Source organism: Pelagibacterium sp. 26DY04, assembly GCF_031202305.1.
Taxonomy (GTDB): Bacteria; Pseudomonadota; Alphaproteobacteria; order Rhizobiales; family Devosiaceae; genus Pelagibacterium.
The window spans coordinates 3,676,199-3,697,145 of sequence record NZ_CP101731.1; the positions used below are offsets into that span (position 1 = coordinate 3,676,199).

At 64.0% G+C, this 20,947-nt stretch carries 24 protein-coding genes and 1 tRNA gene; 15 read left to right on the forward strand and 10 right to left on the reverse strand.

The window, feature by feature from the left end:
• The 10 genes from mnhG to NO932_RS18300 form a co-directional block, all read right to left on the reverse strand.
• Complete coding sequence (gene mnhG, locus NO932_RS18255; protein WP_309208808.1) at nucleotides 1-381, reverse strand: monovalent cation/H(+) antiporter subunit G; 381 nt, start codon at nucleotides 379-381, stop codon at nucleotides 1-3.
• Nucleotides 378-659 carry a K+/H+ antiporter subunit F gene (locus tag NO932_RS18260; RefSeq protein WP_309159688.1) on the reverse strand — a complete coding sequence of 94 codons (282 nt, stop codon included), beginning with the start codon at nucleotides 657-659 and terminating at the stop codon, nucleotides 378-380. The genes mnhG and NO932_RS18260 overlap by 4 nt, the downstream gene beginning before the upstream one ends.
• On the reverse strand, nucleotides 656-1,144 hold the full coding sequence (locus NO932_RS18265; RefSeq protein ID WP_309208809.1) for a Na+/H+ antiporter subunit E: 489 nt from the start codon (nucleotides 1,142-1,144) through the stop codon (nucleotides 656-658). Before NO932_RS18265 ends, NO932_RS18260 begins: the two co-directional genes overlap by 4 nt.
• On the reverse strand, nucleotides 1,141-2,781 hold the full coding sequence (locus NO932_RS18270) for a monovalent cation/H+ antiporter subunit D (protein ID WP_309208810.1): 1,641 nt from the start codon (nucleotides 2,779-2,781) through the stop codon (nucleotides 1,141-1,143). The genes NO932_RS18265 and NO932_RS18270 overlap by 4 nt, the downstream gene beginning before the upstream one ends.
• The gene (locus tag NO932_RS18275; protein WP_309208811.1) at nucleotides 2,778-3,122 is read right to left on the reverse strand and encodes a Na+/H+ antiporter subunit C; all 345 of its coding nucleotides are present in this window, start codon (nucleotides 3,120-3,122) and stop codon (nucleotides 2,778-2,780) included. The genes NO932_RS18270 and NO932_RS18275 overlap by 4 nt, the downstream gene beginning before the upstream one ends.
• Nucleotides 3,122-6,067 carry a monovalent cation/H+ antiporter subunit A gene (locus NO932_RS18280; RefSeq protein WP_309208812.1) on the reverse strand — a complete coding sequence of 982 codons (2,946 nt, stop codon included), beginning with the start codon at nucleotides 6,065-6,067 and terminating at the stop codon, nucleotides 3,122-3,124. The genes NO932_RS18275 and NO932_RS18280 overlap by 1 nt, the downstream gene beginning before the upstream one ends.
• Nucleotides 6,068-6,218: 151 nt before the next feature.
• Nucleotides 6,219-6,605, reverse strand: coding sequence for a hypothetical protein (locus NO932_RS18285; protein ID WP_309208813.1), 387 nt, complete (start codon nucleotides 6,603-6,605; stop codon nucleotides 6,219-6,221).
• Nucleotides 6,606-6,813: 208 nt separating this feature from the next.
• On the reverse strand, nucleotides 6,814-7,041 hold the full coding sequence (locus tag NO932_RS18290; RefSeq protein ID WP_309208814.1) for a hypothetical protein: 228 nt from the start codon (nucleotides 7,039-7,041) through the stop codon (nucleotides 6,814-6,816).
• 71 nt (nucleotides 7,042-7,112) lie between these two features.
• Nucleotides 7,113-7,427: a DUF6804 family protein gene (locus NO932_RS18295; protein ID WP_309208815.1), complete on the reverse strand. Its 315-nt coding sequence runs from the start codon at nucleotides 7,425-7,427 to the stop codon at nucleotides 7,113-7,115.
• 85 nt (nucleotides 7,428-7,512) lie between these two features.
• Nucleotides 7,513-7,602 (reverse strand) — tRNA-Ser (locus NO932_RS18300).
• 206 nt (nucleotides 7,603-7,808) lie between these two features.
• Between NO932_RS18300 and NO932_RS18305 the strand changes: the two genes are divergently transcribed.
• The 15 genes from NO932_RS18305 (at nucleotide 7,809) to NO932_RS18375 (ending at nucleotide 20,901) form a co-directional block, all read left to right on the forward strand.
• The gene (locus NO932_RS18305; protein ID WP_309208816.1) at nucleotides 7,809-8,501 is read left to right on the forward strand and encodes an MBL fold metallo-hydrolase; all 693 of its coding nucleotides are present in this window, start codon (nucleotides 7,809-7,811) and stop codon (nucleotides 8,499-8,501) included.
• Nucleotides 8,502-8,733: 232 nt separating this feature from the next.
• Complete coding sequence (locus NO932_RS18310) at nucleotides 8,734-9,399, forward strand: 50S ribosomal protein L21 (RefSeq protein ID WP_309208817.1); 666 nt, start codon at nucleotides 8,734-8,736, stop codon at nucleotides 9,397-9,399.
• A 23-nt stretch (nucleotides 9,400-9,422) separates the two neighbouring features.
• Nucleotides 9,423-9,689, forward strand: coding sequence for a 50S ribosomal protein L27 (gene rpmA / locus NO932_RS18315; RefSeq protein WP_309159678.1), 267 nt, complete (start codon nucleotides 9,423-9,425; stop codon nucleotides 9,687-9,689).
• Nucleotides 9,690-9,909: 220 nt separating this feature from the next.
• Nucleotides 9,910-10,458: a GNAT family N-acetyltransferase gene (locus NO932_RS18320; RefSeq protein WP_309208819.1), complete on the forward strand. Its 549-nt coding sequence runs from the start codon at nucleotides 9,910-9,912 to the stop codon at nucleotides 10,456-10,458.
• Nucleotides 10,455-11,498 (forward strand): GTPase ObgE, encoded by a 1,044-nt coding sequence (gene obgE / locus NO932_RS18325; RefSeq protein ID WP_309208820.1) that lies wholly within the window; start codon nucleotides 10,455-10,457, stop codon nucleotides 11,496-11,498. Before NO932_RS18320 ends, obgE begins: the two co-directional genes overlap by 4 nt.
• Nucleotides 11,486-12,640, forward strand: a complete 1,155-nt coding sequence (gene proB, locus NO932_RS18330) for a glutamate 5-kinase (RefSeq protein WP_309208821.1) — start codon at nucleotides 11,486-11,488, stop codon at nucleotides 12,638-12,640. Before obgE ends, proB begins: the two co-directional genes overlap by 13 nt.
• Nucleotides 12,641-12,656: 16 nt before the next feature.
• A complete protein-coding gene (locus tag NO932_RS18335; protein WP_309208822.1) occupies nucleotides 12,657-13,940 on the forward strand; it encodes a glutamate-5-semialdehyde dehydrogenase in 1,284 nt (427 codons plus the stop codon).
• Between the two features lie 50 nt (nucleotides 13,941-13,990).
• Nucleotides 13,991-14,590 carry a nicotinate-nucleotide adenylyltransferase gene (locus NO932_RS18340; protein WP_309211084.1) on the forward strand — a complete coding sequence of 200 codons (600 nt, stop codon included), beginning with the start codon at nucleotides 13,991-13,993 and terminating at the stop codon, nucleotides 14,588-14,590.
• A gap of 227 nt (nucleotides 14,591-14,817) precedes the next feature.
• Nucleotides 14,818-15,165 carry a ribosome silencing factor gene (rsfS, locus tag NO932_RS18345; RefSeq protein ID WP_309211085.1) on the forward strand — a complete coding sequence of 116 codons (348 nt, stop codon included), beginning with the start codon at nucleotides 14,818-14,820 and terminating at the stop codon, nucleotides 15,163-15,165.
• A 16-nt stretch (nucleotides 15,166-15,181) separates the two neighbouring features.
• Nucleotides 15,182-15,667, forward strand: a complete 486-nt coding sequence (rlmH, locus tag NO932_RS18350; RefSeq protein WP_309208823.1) for a 23S rRNA (pseudouridine(1915)-N(3))-methyltransferase RlmH — start codon at nucleotides 15,182-15,184, stop codon at nucleotides 15,665-15,667.
• Nucleotides 15,668-15,713: 46 nt separating this feature from the next.
• Complete coding sequence (locus tag NO932_RS18355) at nucleotides 15,714-17,084, forward strand: peptidoglycan DD-metalloendopeptidase family protein (RefSeq protein WP_309208824.1); 1,371 nt, start codon at nucleotides 15,714-15,716, stop codon at nucleotides 17,082-17,084.
• Entirely contained in the window at nucleotides 17,084-18,466 is a 1,383-nt protein-coding gene (locus NO932_RS18360; protein WP_309208825.1) for a S41 family peptidase, read from the forward strand. The genes NO932_RS18355 and NO932_RS18360 overlap by 1 nt, the downstream gene beginning before the upstream one ends.
• A gap of 76 nt (nucleotides 18,467-18,542) precedes the next feature.
• A complete protein-coding gene (locus NO932_RS18365) occupies nucleotides 18,543-19,685 on the forward strand; it encodes a divergent polysaccharide deacetylase family protein (RefSeq protein ID WP_309208826.1) in 1,143 nt (380 codons plus the stop codon).
• Nucleotides 19,682-20,218 (forward strand): RNA pyrophosphohydrolase, encoded by a 537-nt coding sequence (locus NO932_RS18370; protein WP_309159668.1) that lies wholly within the window; start codon nucleotides 19,682-19,684, stop codon nucleotides 20,216-20,218. Before NO932_RS18365 ends, NO932_RS18370 begins: the two co-directional genes overlap by 4 nt.
• Complete coding sequence (locus NO932_RS18375) at nucleotides 20,215-20,901, forward strand: aspartate/glutamate racemase family protein (protein ID WP_309208827.1); 687 nt, start codon at nucleotides 20,215-20,217, stop codon at nucleotides 20,899-20,901. The genes NO932_RS18370 and NO932_RS18375 overlap by 4 nt, the downstream gene beginning before the upstream one ends.
• Nucleotides 20,902-20,947 lie beyond the last annotated feature (46 nt).

Consider the following 20,947-nt stretch of genomic DNA (forward strand, 5'->3'; position numbering starts at 1 on the left):
TCAAACTTTATGCTCGGCAGTGTTGTCCTGCGGTGCCGGGACCCTTGGACCCGGCTGCGGGACATCGGGATTGCCGTCCGAGCGGTCCCGGTGCAGGGCGGCGCGCGAGAGCAGCATGAGGGTTACCGGCGTCGTGACGGTGACGAAAACCAGAATGAGGATTTCGTGCAGAACCGGCCGCGCCTCCACGAGCGAGAAATAAAGCGCGGACGCCGCCACGACGCCCACCATCCCGAAGCTTGTGCCCAGCGTTGGCGCATGCACCCGGGCATAAAACGAGTTCAGCCGCGCCAGCCCCAGACAGCCGAGCAAAGTCAGCCCGGCGCCGCCAAGGATCAGCACGGCAAAAACGATAGCGCCCCAGAGCGGAATCTCGGTCATTCGATAACCTCCCCGCGCATGAGGAACTTGGCCAGCGCCACGGTGCTGACAAAGCCCAGCATGCCGATCACCAGTGCCACTTCAAAGAAGATGGAGGTCCCGATCCTGATCCCCACGGTGACCAGCATCAGCATCCCGGTGACATAAAAGGCGTCCAGCGCAAGCACCCGATCCTGGGCCCGTGGTCCCAGGATCATGCGATAGGCCGCCAGCACCATCGCCAATGCCAGCATGACCTGCGCAACGATGAGGGAGAATTCGACAATTTGCGAGCTCATTGGGAAATCTCCAAAAGGCGTCGTTCGTAGCGATTGGTGATGGTGTCGATCCACGATTCCCGATCCACCAGGTCGAGGACATGGAGCAGCAATTCCCCGCTATCCTCGTCGAACTCCAGCCACACGGTGCCCGGCGTGGCGGTGAGAATGATCGCAAGGAAAGCAAGATAGGTCTGGTCGCGCAGCTTCAGCGGCACCCGCAAAAACCCCGCGCTTTTCGGCGCCGTCCCTTGGGTCGCAACGATCCAGGCCACCGCGAAATTCGATCGGATCACGTCGACAAGGACTACGAAAACCAGACTCACAACCACCCATGGCTTGCGCAGGATCGGCCTTTCCAGCCCAAGATTGCTGGTTGCGATGCCGGCGAAAAGTCCGACCGCCGCACCCAGCAAAACCTGCCCGAGCGAAACGTCCTGCTGCAGGATGAGCCAGAAGATGGTCAGCGACAGGGTGAGGACGGGATGGGGGAGAACGCGTCTCATGGCAATGCTCCTCGTCCGGGATAGGGAACCCACGTTGACGAGACCACGCCGTCCACATAGGCGACGGGGTTGTGCAGTTCGGCGGCCGCCGCTTCGAAATACCCCATGGCCGGCCCGGCAAAGATTGTCAGCGCCAGGCAGGCGCCGATGAGCATGGTGATGGGGACGATCTCGACGACGCCGATTGTCGGGGTCATGTCCTCGCGCGTGGCCCAGAAGGTGTTTATGCCGCCGCGCAGCATGGCGATAAGCACCGCCAGTCCCGATATGATAAGCAGCGCCACCGCCACCCAATCGGCGCCGGCGATCGGCACGCCCGTTTCCCCGGCATTGATGCCGATGATGCCGGTGAGGATCGCGAATTTGGCGATGAACCCCGAAAAGGGCGGCATGCCGGCAATGAGCAGCGCACAGGCGATAAAGCTTATGCCCAGCAGTGCCAGCTTCCCGGGGATCGGGATGCCCACTTCCTCCTCGTCGGGAAGCGCATCCTCGTCCTCGAACCCGAAGGCTTCCATGGTGACGGCCAGAACGTCGGCACCGGCCATCCGGCCGCGTTCGATCAATTCGACGAGCATGAAGAGCGCCGCGAGCGCCAGGGTCGAGCCCACCATGTAGTAGAACGCGCCGGCCGCCACCTCCACCCCGCCGATGCCGATCGACACCAGCATGGTGCCCGAAGAGACGATCACCGCATAGGAGGTCAGCCGCGCAAGGCTTTGCGAGGCCAGCACCCCGACCGATCCGAAAACCAGCGTCACGAGCCCACCGATCAGCAGCCAGTTCTGCGCCAGCCCAGCCGACGGCCCGGTTTCCAGCCCGAAGATCAAAAGCGACATGCGCCAGACCACATAGATGCCGACCTTGGAGAGAATGGCAAAGATCGCCGCCACCGGGGAAACCGCCGCCGAATAGGCCGAGGGCAGCCAGAAGCACAGGGGCCACATCCCCGCCTTGATGAGAAACGCCGTTCCCAGAACCGCCGCGCCCACTTCGAACAGCATGCGGTCGGCATCGGCGATCTCGGGCGCGCGCATGGCGAGCTCGGCCATGTTGAGCGTGCCGGTCACCCCATAGATGAGGCTGACCCCGATGAGGAAGATGAACGAAGCCACGAGGTTGATGGCGATGTAATGGAGACCCGACCGCACCTTGGCGACCGTCGAGGCGTGCAGCAGCAGCCCATAGGACGCCGCCAGCATGATCTCGAAAAAGACGAAGAGATTGAACAGATCCCCCGTGAGGAACGCGCCGTTGACCCCCACGATCAGGAACAGGAACAGGGAATGGAAATGCGGTCCAGCCCCGTTCCAGCGCGCCGAAGCGAAGATCATGGCGGCAGCGCCCAGCACCGAGGTCAAGGTCAGCATGACCGCCGCTGTGCGATCGGCCACCAGCACGATACCGAAGATCGGCGACCAATTGCCCAAAAGATATACGCCGAGCCAGCCATTGTCGGCGCCAGCCCCGGTGAGAAACAGCAGCACGATCGAAACGACGATCAGCGCGGCCATTGTGGCCCCGGTCGCAACGGCCTTGGCGACCTTGTTCTGGTCGCGGAACAACAGCAGCACCGCGCCGACGAAAAGCGGCAGCACGATGGGCAGGATGATGATGTGGCCAAGCGGCATGGTCATTGTCCCGGCTCCCGTCCATCCACATGGTCGGTGCCCGTCAATCCGCGCGCCACGATGAGCACGACCAGGAACAGCGCCGTCATGGCAAAGCCGATCACGATGGCGGTCAGAATCAGGGCTTGCGGCAGCGGATCGGTGAAGGTCGAGCTGTCCATGGGCACGTTGGGATCGACCACCGGCGGCAGCCCCAGCCCCAGCCGTCCCATGGCAAAGATGAAGAGGTTGACCGCATAAGAGAGCAAAGAGAGCCCGATGATCACCTGGAAGCTGCGCGGGCGCAGGATGAGCCAGACGCCCGAGCCGGCCAAGACGCCGATGCCGATGGCAAGAATGAGTTCCATTAGGCGTCTCCTTTTTCCAGGATTGGCGTTTCGAGCTCTGCGTCCTCCTCGTCGTCCTCGATGCTGGGCCTGACCTTGGGCTTGCGGATCGATTGGTGCGCAATCGCCACCAGCATCAAAACGGTCGCGCCGACCACGAGAACGAAGACCCCCAGGTCGAACAGCAGCGCCGACGCGGTCGGCACCCGCCCGATGAAGGGGATTTCGGTATATTGGAAGAACGAGGTGAGGAACGGATAACCAAAGATCCAGGCACCCGCACCTGTAAAGAGCGCGATCAGCAGCCCGACCGCGATCCAGCGGACCGGCAGCACCCGCAACCGGTCTTCCACCCAGCGGGTACCCCCGGCCATGTATTGCAAAAGGAAGCCGATGGACATGGCAACGCCGGCCGCAAAGCCGCCGCCGGGCGAATCATGGCCGCGGAAGAACAGATAGGCGGCCAGAACGATGATGACCGGAAACATCCAATGCATGATCACCGAGGCGATCGGCATATAGCGTTGCCCGCCATCCTCGTTCTCGGAATCGCCGCGCCCATAGAGTTCGATCAGCCGCCGCTGCTGCTCGGGCCGTTCCATGCTTTCGGGCGCCGGCCGGAACCGGCGCAGCAAGGCAAAGACCGAAAGGGCGACGATCCCCAGCACGACGATTTCGCCGAACGTGTCGAAGCCGCGGAAGTCGACGAGAATGACGTTGACCACATTGCGCCCCCCACCCTCGGGATAGGCCAGTTCGAGGAAATACGTGGCGACGGTATCGGCCAGATCGCGGGTCATGACGAAATAGGCGATGACGGCGGTGGAAAGCCCCACCGCCACCGCGATCGCCAGATCGCGGCCGCGCCGCGCCACCACCGATAGAGGCCAGCCCCGCGTGCCGTAGAGGTCCAGCTGGCGCTTGGGCATCCAGCGCAGACCCAAAAGGATCAGGACCGTGGTGACGATCTCGACGAGCAATTGGGTGATCGCCAGGTCCGGCGCCGAGAACCACACAAAGGTAAGGACGGTGACCAGCCCCGCCCCGCTCATGAGCACCAGGGCCGCAAAGCGGTGGAACTTGGCCTGATGGGCCGCCCCTATGGCGCAGGCCGCCCCCACCGCCCAGATCAGCGCAAACACCGGATCGAAGGTGACCAGCGGAAACGTCACACCCGAGACCTCCGAGCGGGTGACGACGGCAAAGCCGGCCGCCAGGACAGTGAGGATCACGATGCCGATCTGGGTCTGGAGCCGCCTGGTGCCCAGGATGTTTTCCAGCGAGCGCGCCAACTTCCAGGAAATCGTCACCATGAAGCGCTCGAACATGCGCTGACCCTTGAGATGACGAACCACCGGCGGGCCGTCGAGCCTGCTCGCCGGGCCCCGGATGGCAAAATAGACGGCGATGCCGCCGATCAGCGCAATGAGACTCATGAGCAGTTCGAGCGTGAACCCGTGCCAGACCGAAAGGCTGTAATAGGGCACGTCCGGCCCCAGCACCGAGGCGACGGCGGTGGCCAGGAACGGGCCGATGGTGATGCCGGGGATCACCCCGACCAGGAGACAGGCGACCACCAGCAGCTCCACCGGCACCCGCATCCAGCGCGGCGGCTCATGGGGATCTCTTGGCAGGTCGAGCGGTTCGGGGCCGAAAAACACCCCGGCGATGAACCGGATGGAATAGACGACGCTGAACAGCCCGCCCAGCGTCGCGATATAGGGCAGCGCCTGGTCGAGGATGGAATTGTTGTGCACCTCGAGCGTCTCGGCAAAGAACATTTCCTTGGAGAGAAACCCGTTGAGCAGCGGCACCCCGCCCATGGCCGCGCTCGCCACCATGGCCGCGGTCGCGGTAATCGGCATGAGCCTGAACAGCCCGGAAAGCTTGCGCAAATCGCGCGTGCCGGTCTCATGGTCGATAATGCCGGCCGCCATGAACAGAGAGGCCTTGAAGGTCGCGTGATTGACGATGTGAAAGATGGCGGCGACTGCGGCAAGCGGGCTCGACATGCCGAGCAAGAGCGTGATCAGTCCCAGATGGCTGATGGTCGAATAGGCCAGCAGGCCCTTGAGATCCTGCTGGAAGATCGCCGCATAGGCGCCCAGGATCAGCGTGATGGACCCCACCGATCCTACGATCCAGAACCACATATCGGTGCCCGCCAGCACAGGCCAAAGCAGCGCCAGAAGGAAAACGCCCAGCTTCACCATGGTGGCTGAATGCAGATACGCCGACACCGGGGTCGGCGCGGCCATGGCGTTGGGCAGCCAGAACTGGAATGGAAATTGCGCGCTCTTGGTGAACGCGCCGAGCAGGATCAGGATCAGCGTCACGCCATAGAGATCGTGGCTTTGGATGGCCTCGCGCGAGGCGAGGATCGCGTCCAGATCGTAGCTCCCCGAAATATGGCCGAGCAGGATCATCCCCGCCATCAGGCACAGCCCGCCCGAAGCGGTGATGGTAAGCGCCATGCGCGCCCCATCCCGGGCCGCGGGGTTATGGTACCAATAGCCGATGAGCAGGAAGGAAAAGAGGCTGGTGATCTCCCAAAAGATCACGAGCTGGATGACATTGCCCGAGAGCACCACCCCCAGCATCGAGCCCATGAACGCGAGCAGAAAGGCAAAGAACCGCCGCACCGGATCGTCGGGAGACATGTAATATCGGGCATAGAGCATCACCAGCGCGCCCACCCCGGTGACCAGGGCCGAAAACAGCCAGGTGAACCCGTCCATCCGGAAAATGAGGCTCAGCCCGATGCTGGGAACCCAAGGGATCTCGTAGCGCAGCACCGCCCCGGTCGCGATTGCCGGATAAAATCCGACAACAAGAGCAAAGCAGGCCACAGCGACGCCAAGCGACCACCAGGCCGAGACCGAGCGGCCGAAGCGGCCCAAAGCCATCACCAGCGAAACGGTGAATGGCAACCCGATTATGAAAACAAGTCCGAGAGCTGGTTCCATCGACGCCTTTGCGGAAAGTTCGAAGCCAGGTGTATCGAGCGCGAGCCGGAGCCCGGACCGCTCGTATCAGGTGCGATACCCTCCGGCGGCCGAGCCTGCGCGACGCAGGAAGAGTGAGCATTGCGATCCGCCAGGACGGATCGCGAAAGCGTCAGGCCACGGGCGGCGCGCGTTTTAAATGCGAGCTTGCGGCAACCGGCGCGATCATGGGGAGATCCGGGATGCCCAATTCGGCTGTGAGCCACTGCCCGCTGCCTCGTTCAAGGTTGGCGGCAACCTCGGGTACCGGAGCGCCATCCCCGTCCAAACCGGCGCGCATGCCGCAGACAATTTTGTCCGCGCCCGCCCTTAGAACCTTGCCCGCCTTGACGTCATCGACCGCCTGGCCATAGCTGGTCGGCAGATGCTCGCAGGCGATCTGCTGCATGGTGGTGTGCACGGGCAGGACGAAAACTAGGATCAGCGCGGCGATCCTCGCGAGCGACAGCACGAGCCGGCTGGCTCGTTTGCTCGTCCAGGCGATGCGCGCGCGTCCCACTGTAAATCTGTCCGTAAATCTCATGGCCTCCCATTGAGATACGGGCGCGAGCCATGCGCGTCAACGGTGCTGCGGCGGGAGGTGCAAATTTCCTGAACGGCTGGCGCCCGCGGTGTCGCGCCGACATGGCTTCAAGCAAGCCAAGGCGCCGCCGACCGCGTGATCTGGTGGCGCCACAAGCAATCGCAACGCGATTGGCGAGGCCGAATTATTGGGACCGTTTGTTGTCCTTTTCGCCCCGTCCGGTCTCGGGAGCGCCGCGCTCGGGCCGCTCCACTTCGTCGGGCTGGGCCGGTCCGGTCTGGCGCGGGGTCGCGACCCCGTCATGGTCGACTTCGATCACCGAACCGCTGTCATCGGGCTGGCCCTGCCCTGTCTGGGCGATGGTTTCGTCCTTGGGCCGATCATTGGCCCCTGTCGTGATCTTCTCTTTCATGGCGGTCCTCCTTTCGAAGAAAACGCCTGGACCGCGTCACCGACTATCAAAATTGCATATGATGGCCGCGATCAGTCCTTTTGCCGATCCACCTTGAGCATCAGCCCCGCCAGGCACGCAAACGCGATCCCCGCCACGACATAGATCACCATCCAATTGCGCGCGGGCATGACGATGGGCTGGATGGGATTGAAAAGGATGGCGCTGGCGATCAGCCCGTAGCTCACGGATCGGAAAGGCTTCCACAACAGCACGGCAAAAAAGATCGAGCCACCGAACCCGGCCAGCCGCAGCACCGTATGATGCGTCCATGGCAGCGGCAGCAGGGCGCTGAACATCAGCGCGGCGATGGCAATGGCGATCCAGGTCGTATCAGGCAGCTTCATCTCTCACCCCCTCGCGCTCAGACTATAGGGCTTGAAGGTGACAGGAAAGCCATTCGAAAAAATGCCGTGGGCGGCATGAGAAAAATGGCGGAGAGGGAGGGATTCGAACCCTCGGAACGCTTGCGCGCTCAACGGTTTTCGAGACCGCCCCGTTCGACCACTCCGGCACCTCTCCGTCTTGGTGTCGCAGAACGGCTGGGCGCCGCCCTGCGTGGGGTCGTTGGGTGGGCGCTATATGGCATAGCGTACGGTGCCTCGCAACACCTTGTTTCGAATTGCCCCTGCGGCGAAGATGACCGCCGATTGCACGGACTCGAGGAACGATCCCGGCATGCCCCTGTTCCCCGGTAGAGGACGAAAGACAGCACGGAAGGAAACCCGATGTATGAACGCGACAGCTATCAGACCGCTGCCGGACCTCTGGTCATCATCCCGATCCATCATGCCAGCTTCGTCATGGAGTGGAACGGGGAAACCATCTATTGCGACCCGGTGGATGCCGACCGCTTCGCCGATCTTCCCGCTCCCACGCTGATCGTGCTCACCCACCACCATGGCGATCACCTTGACGCCGAAGCGCTCGAAAAACTGGCGGGCGAGGATGCCGCAATCATCGCTCCCCGGATCGTGCATCAGAAACTCCCCGCCGAGATCGCTGGCCGCACGCGCGTCATGGCCAACGGGGACAAAACCCGGTGGCACGATATCGGTATCGAGGCGATAGCCATGTACAACACCACCCCCGAGCGGCAGAAATTCCACGAAAAGGGCGTGGGCAACGGCTATCTCTTCGATTTTGCCGGCACGGTGGTCTATCTCGCCTCCGACACCGAGCCGACCCCGGAAATGGAGCACCTGGGCAAGATCGACATCGCCTTCTTCCCCATGAACCTGCCCTATACCATGACTCCCGACCAGGTGGTCGAGTGCATCGAAAAGACCGGACCGCGCTACGCATACCCCTTCCACTATCGTTTCCCGTTCGACGAACCCGGCTTCGAGCCGGCCGAACTGGCCGCTCTGCTCCCCGCTGGCACCAAGACACAAATCGTCGAGCGCGACTGGTATGAGTGAGCCCCGCACGCCGCGACACCCTTGACTCGCGGCCCGTTTGCACCCATAAGCACCCCGAACGCGCATGGGCCCCGCCTGTGCGCCGTTTGTTTTGTTTGAAAACACGCTGCCACAGGCCGCCCGCCGGATTTCCGATCCGGCCAGCCAAGTCCGCGGAAACTCTGGGCAAATGCCCGCGGCGCCGTCAGGTGCGAAGAACCAAGGGAACCGGGTGGAAACCCGGCGACATGAAATGTTTGCAGTCATCAAGACCGGTGGCAAGCAGTACAAGGTTGCTGCCAACGATCTGGTCCGCGTTGAAAAGCTCGCTGGCGAAGCCGGCGATGCCATCACCTTTGAGAACGTGCTGATGGTTGGCGCCGGCGCCGACGTCACGCTGGGTGCTCCGCTCGTCGATGGCGCGTTGGTCGCCGGCGAGGTCGTCGAGCAGTTCCGCGACAAGAAGGTCATCATCTTCAAGAAGAAGCGCCGCCAGCACTACCGTCGCAAGAACGGCCACCGCCAAGAGCTGACCCTGGTGCGCATCACCGAGATCCTGACCGGCGGCGCCAAGCCCTCGGGCAAGAAGGCCGCTGCGCCCAAGAAGGCCGCAAAGACCGAGGCCCCCAAGGCCGAGGCCAAGCCCGCCGCTGCCAAGGCCGAGAAGGGTGAAGCCGCGCCGGCCGCCGAATTCAAGGACGACGTCAAGCTGATCGGCGGCGTCGGTCCCGCTCTGGAAAAGAAGCTTGCCGCCCTTGGCGTCACCAGCCTCACCCAGATCGCCGGGTGGACCGCCGAAGACGTCGCCAGGATCGATGGGGAGCTCAACTTCAAGGGCCGCATCGAACGCGACGAATGGATCGACCAGGCCAAGGACCTGATCGCCGGCAAGCCCCCGCGCGCCAAGGCCGATCAGTAAGTTACGCAAGAGGATTTTGAACCATGGCACATAAGAAAGCAGGCGGTTCGTCCCGCAACGGTCGCGATACCGCTGGCCGTCGTCTCGGCGTCAAGAAGTTCGGCGGCGAAGCCGTTGTCGCCGGCAACATCATCGTGCGCCAGCGCGGCACCAAGTGGCATCCGGGCACCAATGTGGGCCTGGGCAAGGACCACACCATTTTCGCGCTTGTCGATGGCAAGGTGACCTTCGCCACCAAGTCGGGCGGCAAGAGCTTCGTCTCGGTCGAGCCAGTCAAGGCTGCTGAATAACTCGGCAGTTCGCCTGGAGCGCTAAGAGCGTGTCCAGCAAAAGCATGTCCCCGGCTTGGCCGGGGATGGAAACGGTTTTGCGGTTCGGACACGCGTGGCCTAAGAAGCGCGACGCATAGGAACGAGGCTGCCGGAGACCTTCTCGCCGGCGACGCACTCGGATATGGATCAGGGGAGCCGGCCACCGGCTCCCCTTTTCGTTTGAGAGTTCACCGCCCCCATGACCGAGCAGCCTCAGATCCACACCGAGCGCCTGATCCTGCGCCGCCCGCGCCTGCGCGATGCGCCGCGCATCGCCGCGCTGCTCAATAATTTCGAGGTGACCAAGAACCTGGCGCGCGTGCCCTACCCCTATACCATCAACATGGCCGTGGACTGGCTCGTCCGGCAGAGAAAGGAATGGTCGCCAGACACCATAACCTTTGCCGTCTGCGATCCGCGCCAGGGGCTCATGGGGTTTTGCGGCATGCACAGGGAAGGCCGCGACGCCGAGATCGGCTATTGGCTGGGCGAGCCGTTCTGGGGCAAGGGCTATATGACCGAAGCGGCCGCGGCGGTGATCGATTGGTATTTTACCATGTCTTCGGCCAATCGCATGGTTTCGGGCGTTTTCTATTTCAACGCCGCCTCCCTCGCCATCCAGGAAAAGCTGGGTTTTGTGCGCACCGGCATTGGCAAGCGAATCTGCCTTGCCCAAAATACCGACATCGACCATATCGAAACCGAACTGACGCGGGACGCCTTCTACAGGGCGCTTGAAAAGCTATGAAATTCCTCGATCAGGCCAAGGTCTACATCCGCTCGGGCAATGGCGGGTCGGGCTCGATCGCCTTCCGCCGCGAAAAATTCGTCGAATTCGGTGGCCCCAATGGCGGCAATGGCGGCCGGGGCGGCGACGTCATCGCCGAATGCGTCGATGGGCTCAACACCTTGATCGACTACCGCTACCAGCAGCATTTCAAGGCCGGCACCGGCACCCATGGCATGGGCCAGAACCGCACCGGCCCCGATGGCGAGGACGTTATCCTCAAGGTGCCGGTCGGCACCCAGATCTTTGAGGAAGATGGCGAGACGCTCATTGCCGATTTCACCGAAGTCGGCCAGCGCCAGGTCCTGCTCGAAGGCGGCAATGGCGGCTTTGGCAACGCCCATTTCAAATCCTCGACCAATCAGGCGCCCCGCCGCGCCAATCCCGGCCTGCCGGGCGAGGAGAAATGGATCTGGCTGCGGCTGAAACTGATTGCCGATGCCGGGCTGGTGGGCCTGCCCAATGCCGGCAAATCGACATTTCTTTCGGCAGTCACCGCCGCCAAGCCCAAGATCGCCGATTATCCCTTCACCACCCTCCATCCCGGCCTGGGCGTGGTGCGCGCCGGCGCGCGCGAATTCGTGCTCGCCGATATCCCCGGGCTGATCGAGGGCGCATCCGAAGGTGCGGGGCTGGGCGACCGGTTCCTGGGGCACGTCGAGCGTTGCGGCGTCCTGATCCATCTTGTGGACGGCACCCAGGAGGATGTGGTGGGCGCCTACCGCACCATCCGCGCCGAACTCGAGGCTTATGGCCATGGTCTTGAGGACAAGGAGGAAATCCTTTGTCTCAACAAGATCGATGCCCTCGACCCCGACACCCTGGCCGAGCGCAAGGCGGCGCTTGAGGAAGCGTCCGGCGGCGAAGTGCTGACCATTTCGGGCGCCACCGGCAACAATGTCGATACCGTCCTTTATGCCGTTCTCGATGTGCTCGACCACAATGCCGAAAACGAGGGCCGGTCCTCCAACGCCGAGCCCAAGGACAAATGGGTGCCCTGATGCAGGCCGAAGCGGCGCAAACGCCCGACGCCCTTGCCGGCTATAAGCGGCTGGTCGTCAAGATCGGTTCGGCCCTGCTTGTCGATGGGGCGACGGGCAAGCTGCGCACCCAATGGCTCGCGGCGCTGGCCCAGGATATCGCCGCGCTCAAGGCGAAAGGCTGCGATGTGGTGATCGTCTCCTCGGGCGCCATTGCGCTCGGGCGCCGCATCCTGGGCCTGCCGGGCAAGACCTTGCCGCTCGACCAGAGCCAGGCGGCGGCCAGCGCTGGCCAGATCGCGCTCTCCCAGGCCTGGGCCAGTCATCTTGGCGAGCACGGCATCACCACCGGGCAGATTCTGCTGACCCCCAATATCACCGAGGAGCGGCGCTATTTCCTGAATGCCCGCACCACGATCAACACGCTTCTGGGCCTGGGCGCGGTGCCCATCATCAATGAGAACGATTCGGTGGCGACCTTCGAGATCCGCTATGGCGACAATGACCGGCTCTCGGCCCGTGTCGCAACCATGATCGAAGCCGACATGCTCGTGCTGCTCTCCGATGTGGACGGCCTCTATACCGCCCCGCCCGCCCAGGACCCCGACGCCCGGCACATCCCGCACGTCGCAGAGATCACGCCCGAAATCGACGCCATGGCCGGCGGCGCGGCAAGCCACCTCTCGCGCGGCGGCATGACCACCAAGCTCGGCGCCGGCAAGATCGCCACCCATGCCGGAACCGCGATGATCATCGCGCTGGGCACCGCGCCCCATCCGCTGCGCGCCCTCACCCAGGGCGCCCGGCACACATTTTTCGCCCCAACCCCCAGCGCCACGGCCGCCCGCAAACGTTGGATCATGGGTACGCTCGAAGTCGCCGGCCAGATCACCATCGATGACGGCGCGGTGCGGGCGCTGAAATCGGGCCGCTCGCTCCTGCCCATCGGCGTGGTCAAGGTGCGCGGCGCGTTCGTGCGCGGCGATACCGTTGCCGTGCTCGATCTCGATGGCCATGAGATCGCCCGTGGCCTTGCCGGGCTGGACCGCGAGACGGCCGAGCTGGTCATGGGCAAGAAAAGCGAGACCATCAAGGATATCCTGGGCCCATCCACCCGCACCGAGCTTGTGCATCGCGACAATCTCGTGCTTTTGGGCCACTAAAAGAATCTGGGAGGCAATGATGAGCGCCGCCGTACCGCAAACCGATGACGTCGCAGCCACCATGGCCGCGTTGGGCCGACGCGCCCGCGCCGCAGCATCGATCCTGGCCCACACGGCAACGGACAAGAAGAACGCCGCCCTGCGCGCCGCCGCCCAGGCCATCGATATCCGCCGCGGCGACATTCTTGCCGCCAACGCGCTGGATATCGAAGCGGCGAAAAAAGGCGGCATGAGCGCCGCCTTTCTCGACCGCCTGGCGCTCAACGATGCCCGGCTCGACGGCATCATCGCAGCGCTGAGGACAGTGGCCGACCTCCCCGACCCCGTCGGAACGGTGATCGCCAATTGGCAGCGACCCAACGGGCTCGACATCTCCCGCGTCCGCACCCCGCTCGGCGTCATCGGGGTGATCTTTGAATCCCGCCCCAACGTCACCGCCGATGCCGGCGCATTGTGCCTCAAGGCCGGCAACGCGGTGATCCTGCGCGGCGGCTCGGACAGCTTTCATTCCTCGCGCGCCATCCATGCCTGTCTTGTGGAAGGCCTCAAGGCCGGCGGGCTCCCCGAGGACGCCATCCAGATCGTCCCCACCACCGACCGCGCGGCCGTGGGCGAAATGCTCAAGGGCCTTAATGGCAATATCGACGTCATCGTGCCGCGTGGCGGCAAGGGGTTGGTGGGACGCGTGCAATCGGAAGCGCGCGTTCCGGTCTTTGCCCATCTCGAGGGCCTGGTGCATGTCTATGTCGACAAAAGCGCCGATCTCGATATCGCGGTCAAGGTGATCGCCAACGCCAAGATGCGCCGCACCGGCATTTGCGGCGCCGCCGAAACGCTGCTGATTCACACCGATGCGGTCGCCACCCATCTCAAGCCCATTGTTGACGCCCTGATCGAAAAGGGCTGCGAAATCCGCGGCGATGAGGCGGTTCGGGCCGTCGTTGCGGCCAAGCCCGCCACCGAGGACGATTGGCGCACCGAATATGAGGACGCCATCATCTCGGTCAAAGTGGTCACGGACGTTGCCGAGGCCATCGCCCATATCGAGCATTATTCCTCCCACCACACCGAGGCGGTGATCGCCGAAGACCCGGCGGTGGTGGAAAAATTCTTCAACCAGATCGATTCGGCGATCCTCATGCACAATGCCTCCACCCAGTTCGCCGATGGCGGTGAATTCGGCTTCGGCGGCGAGATCGGCATAGCCACGGGCAAGATGCACGCGCGTGGCCCGGTCGGGGTCGAGCAATTGACCAGTTTCAAATATCTCGTGCGCGGAAACGGGCAGACCCGTCCTTGAGCCGGCTCATCCTCCCCGGTACGACCGACCTGCCCCCCTCGGCGCCCGGCATGCGCATCGGGCTGTTCGGCGGCAGCTTCAACCCGCCCCATGAGGGCCATCGCCTCGTCTCGCGCGAAAGTCTCAAGCGCCTCAACCTCGATGCGATCTGGTGGCTGGTGACGCCGGGAAACCCCCTCAAGACCCACGAAGACCTCGCCCCGCTCGCCGAGCGGGTTGCGGCCGCGCGGGCGCTTGTCGACCATCCGGCCGTCCGCGTCACCGGTTTCGAAGCGGCGCGCGGCTTTACCTACACCTATCAGACGCTCGAATTTCTCACCCGAACCCTGGCGGACCGGCGTTTCGTCTGGATCATGGGCGCCGATAGCCTCTCGAGCTTTCACCGCTGGGAGCGCTGGGAGGATATTTTCTGCCTGCTCCCCATCGCCGTCTATGTCCGGCCCGGCTCGACCCGCTGCGCCCCGTTTTCCAAGGCGGCCCTGCGCTTTGCCCGCAGCCGGATCGATGAAGCCGACGCCCCGCGCCTTGCATCCATGCACCCGCCCGCCTGGGTGTTCCTGCATGGGCTGATGAGTTCGCTCTCATCGACCCAGCTCCGCAACGGTACCGAAAAGGCCAAGAACCCTGACTTTTGGTTACCGTCTCATTAACGACATTAATCCATGATCGCTTCTATGGGGCAGGCGCCCTTGGCAAAGCGCTTCGCGAGCCTCATATTGATGGCGTGCAACGCGGCAGGCGATGCACGCGTTTTATCCAAGGTCACGAGAAGGAAACTGATTAGGCTTTTGATGACCCAGCACATGCCCTATAGGGCGGAGGACCGCGCTTGATGGCTCCCACGCCCCACAAGTCGGTATCGAACGATACCGCGCCCATGGCCGCTCCCCAGGTCCAGCTTCTCGAACTGGTTCTCGCGTCGCTCGAAGACGCCAAGGCCGAAAATACGATCGCCATCGACATCACCGGAAAATCGTCGCTCTCGGACCACATGGTGGTGACCTCCGGGCGCTCGAACCGTCATGTCGCAGCCGTCGCCGACCAATTGGTCAAGGCGCTCAAGGAAAACGGCTACGACAAGCCCCGGATCGAAGGCCTGCCGGCCGCCGACTGGGTTCTGGTCGATGCTTCCGATGTGATCGTGCACATCTTCCGGCCCGAGGTTCGCGAGTTCTACAACATCGAAAAGATGTGGGCCGCGGATTTCGGAACCGACACGCACTGATTCGTTTCCGAATCGGATGCGGGTGCTGATCATTGCCGTCGGGCGGATGAAATCCGGGCCCGAACGCGATCTTGTGGCGCGCTATCTCGACCGCGCCACCGCCGGCGGACGATCGCTGGGGCTTACCGATTTTGCGGTGATCGAGCTGGCAGAATCGCGCGCTTCGAGCGCCGATGCCCGCAAGGCCGAGGAAGCCCGCGCCATCGGTGGCGCCCTGCCTGACAAATCGGTCGTGATTGCCCTCGACGAGCGCGGCCGGTCACTCTCCAGCCCCGAGTTCACCGACAGGATCGCCCAATGGCGCGACGGTGGACGCCCGGCCCTGGCGCTGCTGATCGGCGGCGCCGACGGCCTCGATCCCGAGCTGCGCAAATCCGCTGATCTTGTCGTTTCCTTTTCCGCCATGACCTGGCCGCACCAGCTCGTGCGCATCATGGCCGCGGAACAGCTCTACCGCGCCACCACAATTTTATCGGGCCATCCCTACCATCGGGGCGATTGATGGCCGTGTCTCTGCTATTGTCCGGGCTGATTCGGAGTTTGCCGGTTTGAGCCTGCCCGTGGGACCGTTCCATTTCCGCTCGATCGTCGCTGCGAGCCTTGCCGCCCTGGCGGCGGGCGCGCTTGCGCTGGGGCTTGCCACTGGGCCGTTGGGCGCGCAGGAAGAAGTCCTGCCCGATCCCGAAACCATCCCCACCGACAATCTCGAGCAAACCGCCGCCGAGGCCCAGGGCAATCTCCAGGCCGTCCAGGGCGAAATCGATCTCAGCGAGGAGCGGATCGAAGCCATCCGGGCCGAGATCGAGGCGCTCGATGGCGACGCCACCCAATTGGGGCTGGAACTGACCGCCGCCGCCCAGCGCGTGGATATGGCCGATGAGGATATCCGGCTGATCGAGGAGCGGCTGCAGGAACTGTTCGCCGAGGAACAGGCCGTCCGCTCGCGCCTCGACGGCCACGACCGCTCCATCTCCAACCTTTTGGCCTCCCTGCAGCGCATCTCCGCCACCCCGCCCCCGGCTATGATCGTCGACCCCACCGACGCCCTGGGCTCGGCCCGCGCCGCGATGCTGTTGGGCGCGGTTCTGCCCCAGCTCCAGCAGCGCGCCGAAACCGTCACCGAGGATCTCAACGCGCTCATGGCCCTCAAGCAGACAGCGCTCGAGGAAGCCGACCGGCTCAACGCCAACCTCACCACGCTCAACGAGGAACGGCTGCGCATCGCCACCATCATCCAGGCCCGCCAGCAGGGTCTCGAATGGCTGAGCGAGGACCTGCTGCGCGAGCAGGCCGAAGCCCAGGCGCTCGCCGATCGCGCCACTTCTCTCGAACAATTGATCGAGAGCCTTGATACCCGCATCGCTGCCGTCACCGCCGCCGACGAGGCCACCCGCGCCGCCAATGCCGGCGAAACCGTCCCCACCCTCGATCCCGAGACGCTTGAGCTCGCTTTCGCCGACACCGCGCGCACCGAGCCAGCCGTGCCGATCGCCGCCGCCAAGGGCTATCTCACAGCCCCGGTGCGCGGCGTGCCCGTCACCACCTATGGCGCCGCCGACGGCTTTGGCGGCACCGCCAAGGGCCTGACGATGTCCACGACCGAGGACGCCACCGTGGTCGCCCCCGCCGATGGCTGGGTGGTCTATACCGGCCCCTTCCTCAATTACGGCCAAATCGTCATTCTCAATGCTGGTCAGGATTATCTCGTGGTGCTCGCGGGTCTCGAAACCGTGTCGGTCGAGCGCGGCGCCTTCGTGCAAATGGGAACGAGCGTGGGCACCATGGGCGAAGCGTCCGGGGACGATGGTGGCGGATCGGGCCCGGCATTGTATATAGAATTGAGGGAGGGCGGCATTCCCATCGATCCGGAAGGATGGTGGACAGCCGGCTCCCAGCAACAGGAAAGTGGAACGAGCTGATGGCGGTGGTTTTCAAGCGGGCTCTGATCGCGCTCATGGCGGTGCTTGTGTCGGTCGGTCCGATCGCGGCGCAGACCGAACAAGGCGAGATGACCCAACAGGAGCAGGACGAATTCTATCGTCAGCTCGAATTGTTCGGGCTGGTGCTCGATCGCATCCGCGACGAATATATCGAAGCCCCCGACGAGACCGAACTGATCCGCGCCGCCATCCAGGGCATGCTGACCTCGCTCGATCCGCACTCGGCCTACCTTTCGCCCGAGAGCTTTGCCGATGTGCGCGAGGACACCTCGGGCACCTTCGGCGGCCTGGGCATCGAGGTCACCATGGAAGAGGGGCTGGTCAAGGTCGTCACCCCCTATGACGAAAGCCCCGCCTCGCGCGCCGGGATCCTCGCCAACGATTTCGTTGTCGAGATCGACGGCCAGCAGGTCATGGGCATGACCCTTGACGAGGCGGTGGAGCTGATGCGCGGCGAAATCGGCACAGATGTGGATGTCGTCATCGCCCGTGAAGGTGTCGACCAGCCCATTGAGTTGACCCTCACCCGCGACATCATCGAGGTTTCGGCGGTGCGCTGGAGCATGGAACGCGACGTGCCCGTCATCCGCCTTTCGCGGTTCTCCGGCCAGGCCTTCAGCGGGCTCGACGAGGCGATCCGCGAGATCTTTGCCGAAAACGATGGCGAAGCGCCCACCGGCATCATTCTCGACCTGCGCAACAATCCCGGCGGGCTTGTCGATCAGGCCCAGTTCGTGGCCGATGCCTTCCTCTCCCAGGGCTCGGTGGTGCTGACGCGGGGGCGGATCGACAGCCAGAACTCGCGCTACGATGCCCGTCCCGACGAGCTCGACGCCATGCTGGCCGATGTGCCGGTGATCGTGCTCATCAATGGCGGGTCGGCCTCGGCGGCCGAAATCGTCGCCGGTGCGCTCCAGGATCAGGGCCGCGCCACGCTTGTGGGCACCCGGTCCTTCGGCAAGGGTTCCGTCCAGTCGATCATTCCCCTGGGCTTTGACGGCGCCATGCGCCTGACCACGGCGCGCTACTACACGCCCAACAACCGTTCGATCCAGGCGCTCGGCATCACGCCCGATATCGAAGTGCTCCAGGATGTTCCCGAGGAACTCCAGGGCTTTGATACCATCATCGGCGAGGCTGGCCTTGCCGGCCATATCGCGGGCGAAGAAGAGGAGGCAACGGTTGGCTCCTCGGTCTATGTTCCCGCCGACAAGGCCGAAGACAATCAGCTCCAGCACGCCATCGATCTCATCCTGGGCGAAACCGAGGACCCGGCCTTCCCACCCAATCCTGATGCGGTGGTGGCCCAGCAGGATACCGAAGCGGCCGAAGCTGAGGCCGAAACCACCGAAACCGAATAGACGGCTCGACAACTCGGCCCCCCGTTCGGGGGGCCGAACCGTTCCAGTGCTCGGGGGAAACCGGAACACTAGTGCCATGACTGACGAGTTGAGCGCCCCGCTCGGCCGCAAACGCCGCAAGAATAACAAGTCGGGATCGCCCTCCCCGATGGCTTGGCCATGGGGACGGATCGGCGCGGCACTCCTCGCGCTCATCGTTCTGGGCGTTGTCGGCTGGATCGTTCTTGTCGACGATCCCCTTGGCGGACGCCCTGTCGCCGAAGCGCCGGTCAACACCCAGCCGGTCGAGAACCCGGTGGCGATCGAACTCGCCAGCCCGTCCGAACCTGCCCAGGCCACCGCGACGCCCGCGGACGGCCCCTCGATCATCACCCTTTCCGACATCCCCGCCGACGATGACGAACTGGCTGCGGCAGGCCCGGACCGGGATCTCTTCGAGATGACCGAAAACGGTCCCCTGCCCCGCGTCAGCCCCAGCGGCCTTGCGCCCCATGAGGCCTATGCCCGGCCTTCGATTTCCCCCGCCTCGGCCGGCGGACGCAAGCTCATCGCGGTGGTCGTATCCGGCCTGGGGCTGAGCGAGGCAACCACACGAGAAGCCATCGATGCGCTACCGGGCACCGTGACACTCGCCTTCGCTCCCTACGGCGGCAACCTCACCGCGCTGGCCGACGAGGCACGGGCCGACGGGCATGAACTCATGCTCGAAATTCCGCTCGAACCCTTCGATTATCCCCAGAACGATCCCGGCCCACACACTCTTTTGGTGGATCAGCCGCCGCGCGACAACCTCGAAAAGCTCTATTGGCTGTTGACGCGGATGACCGGCTATACCGGCGTTCTCAACCATATGGGCGCGCGCTTTACCGCGTCGGCCGCCGATTTCGCGCCCGTCATGGAAGAGCTCGGGCTGCGCGGGCTGGCCTATCTCGACGATGGCAGCTCCAACCGGTCGGTCGCCCCGCAACTGGCGCGCCAGAACGATGTTCCCTATGCCCGCATCGACGCGGTGATCGATACCAATCCCTCCCAGGCGGCCATCATGAGCGCGCTCGACGGCCTCAAGGCAGCCGCCGACCAACGCGGCCAGGCTCTCGGCATCCTTTCAGCGCTGCCCGTATCCATCCGCACCCTGGCCGATTGGGCCGATACGCTCGATGAGGAGCAATATCTTCTGGTCCCGGTCAGCACCCTTTCCACTCTCGAGGCAAATCAATGACCCAGTCTCCGCGGCGCGAGGACATGCCCTACCGCGATTGCGTCGGCATCGCGCTCTTTAATGCCGAGGGCAAAGTCTTCATTGCCCGCCGCATCCTCACCCCCGGCCCCGACACCTCCGAAGTCGACGCTCCCTGGCAGATGCCGCAGGGCGGGATCGATGATGGCGAGGAGCCCCTGCGCGCCGCCTATCGCGAGCTTTTCGAGGAAACCGGCATCCGCACCATCCGTCTTCTCGCCGAAGCGCCCGATTGGATCGAATATGACCTGCCCGACGAGGTGCTGGGCATCGCGCTCAAGGGCAAGTATCGCGGCCAGCGCCAGAAATGGTTCGCCTTCCTTTTCGAAGGCGAAGAAGCCGAAATCACTCTCTGCCACGACAATCCCGGCATCGATCCCGAATTCGACGCCTGGGCCTGGGAAGATTTCGACAAGGTTCCCGAGATCATCGTGCCCTTCAAGCGCCCTGCCTATCTCGAAGTGCGCGACGCCTTCGCCCACCTGCCGCAAGATATCCAGGCCCGCAAGCCGTGAAAACCATCGGCATCATCGGCGGGATGAGCTGGGAATCGAGCGCGCAATATTACGCGCTCATCAACCGGCACACCGCCAGCCGGCGCGGCGGCCTGCATTCGGCGCCCATCATCCTGGATTCCCTCGATTTCGCCGCCTTCGAAACCCTCCAGGCTCGAGGTGACTGGCAGCGCGCCGGCGAGCTGCTGGCCGCTTCGGCCCGGCGCCTCCAGGCCGCCGGCGCCGACCTGCTCGTCCTCGCCACCAACACCATGCATATCGTGGCCGAGGACATCGAAAGCGCCGTTTCGATCCCCTTCCTCCACATCGCCGATCCCACCGCCGACGCGCTCCTCGCCGATGGCGCCGGAACGGTGGGATTGCTGGGCACCCGGTTCACCATGGAGATGGATTTCTACAAGGACCGGCTGCGCGCCCGCGGTCTCGAGCCGCTGGTCCCCGAGGTGGATAGGACCAATCTTGACGGCATCATCTATAACGAGCTCTGTCGCGGCATCGTCAGCGACGCCTCGCGCGCCGTCTATGTCGAGGCCATCGAGCGCCTCGCCGCCCGAGGCGCAGAGGCAATCATTCTCGGCTGCACCGAAATCGGCATGCTGATTTCCGACGATGACAGTCCCTTGCCCGTCTATGACACCACGGCCCTGCACGCGGCGGCAGCCGTCGAAGCGGCCCTGAAATAAAAAAGGGGCGCCCACGCGCCCCTTCCCATTGATCTGCCGGAGAAGT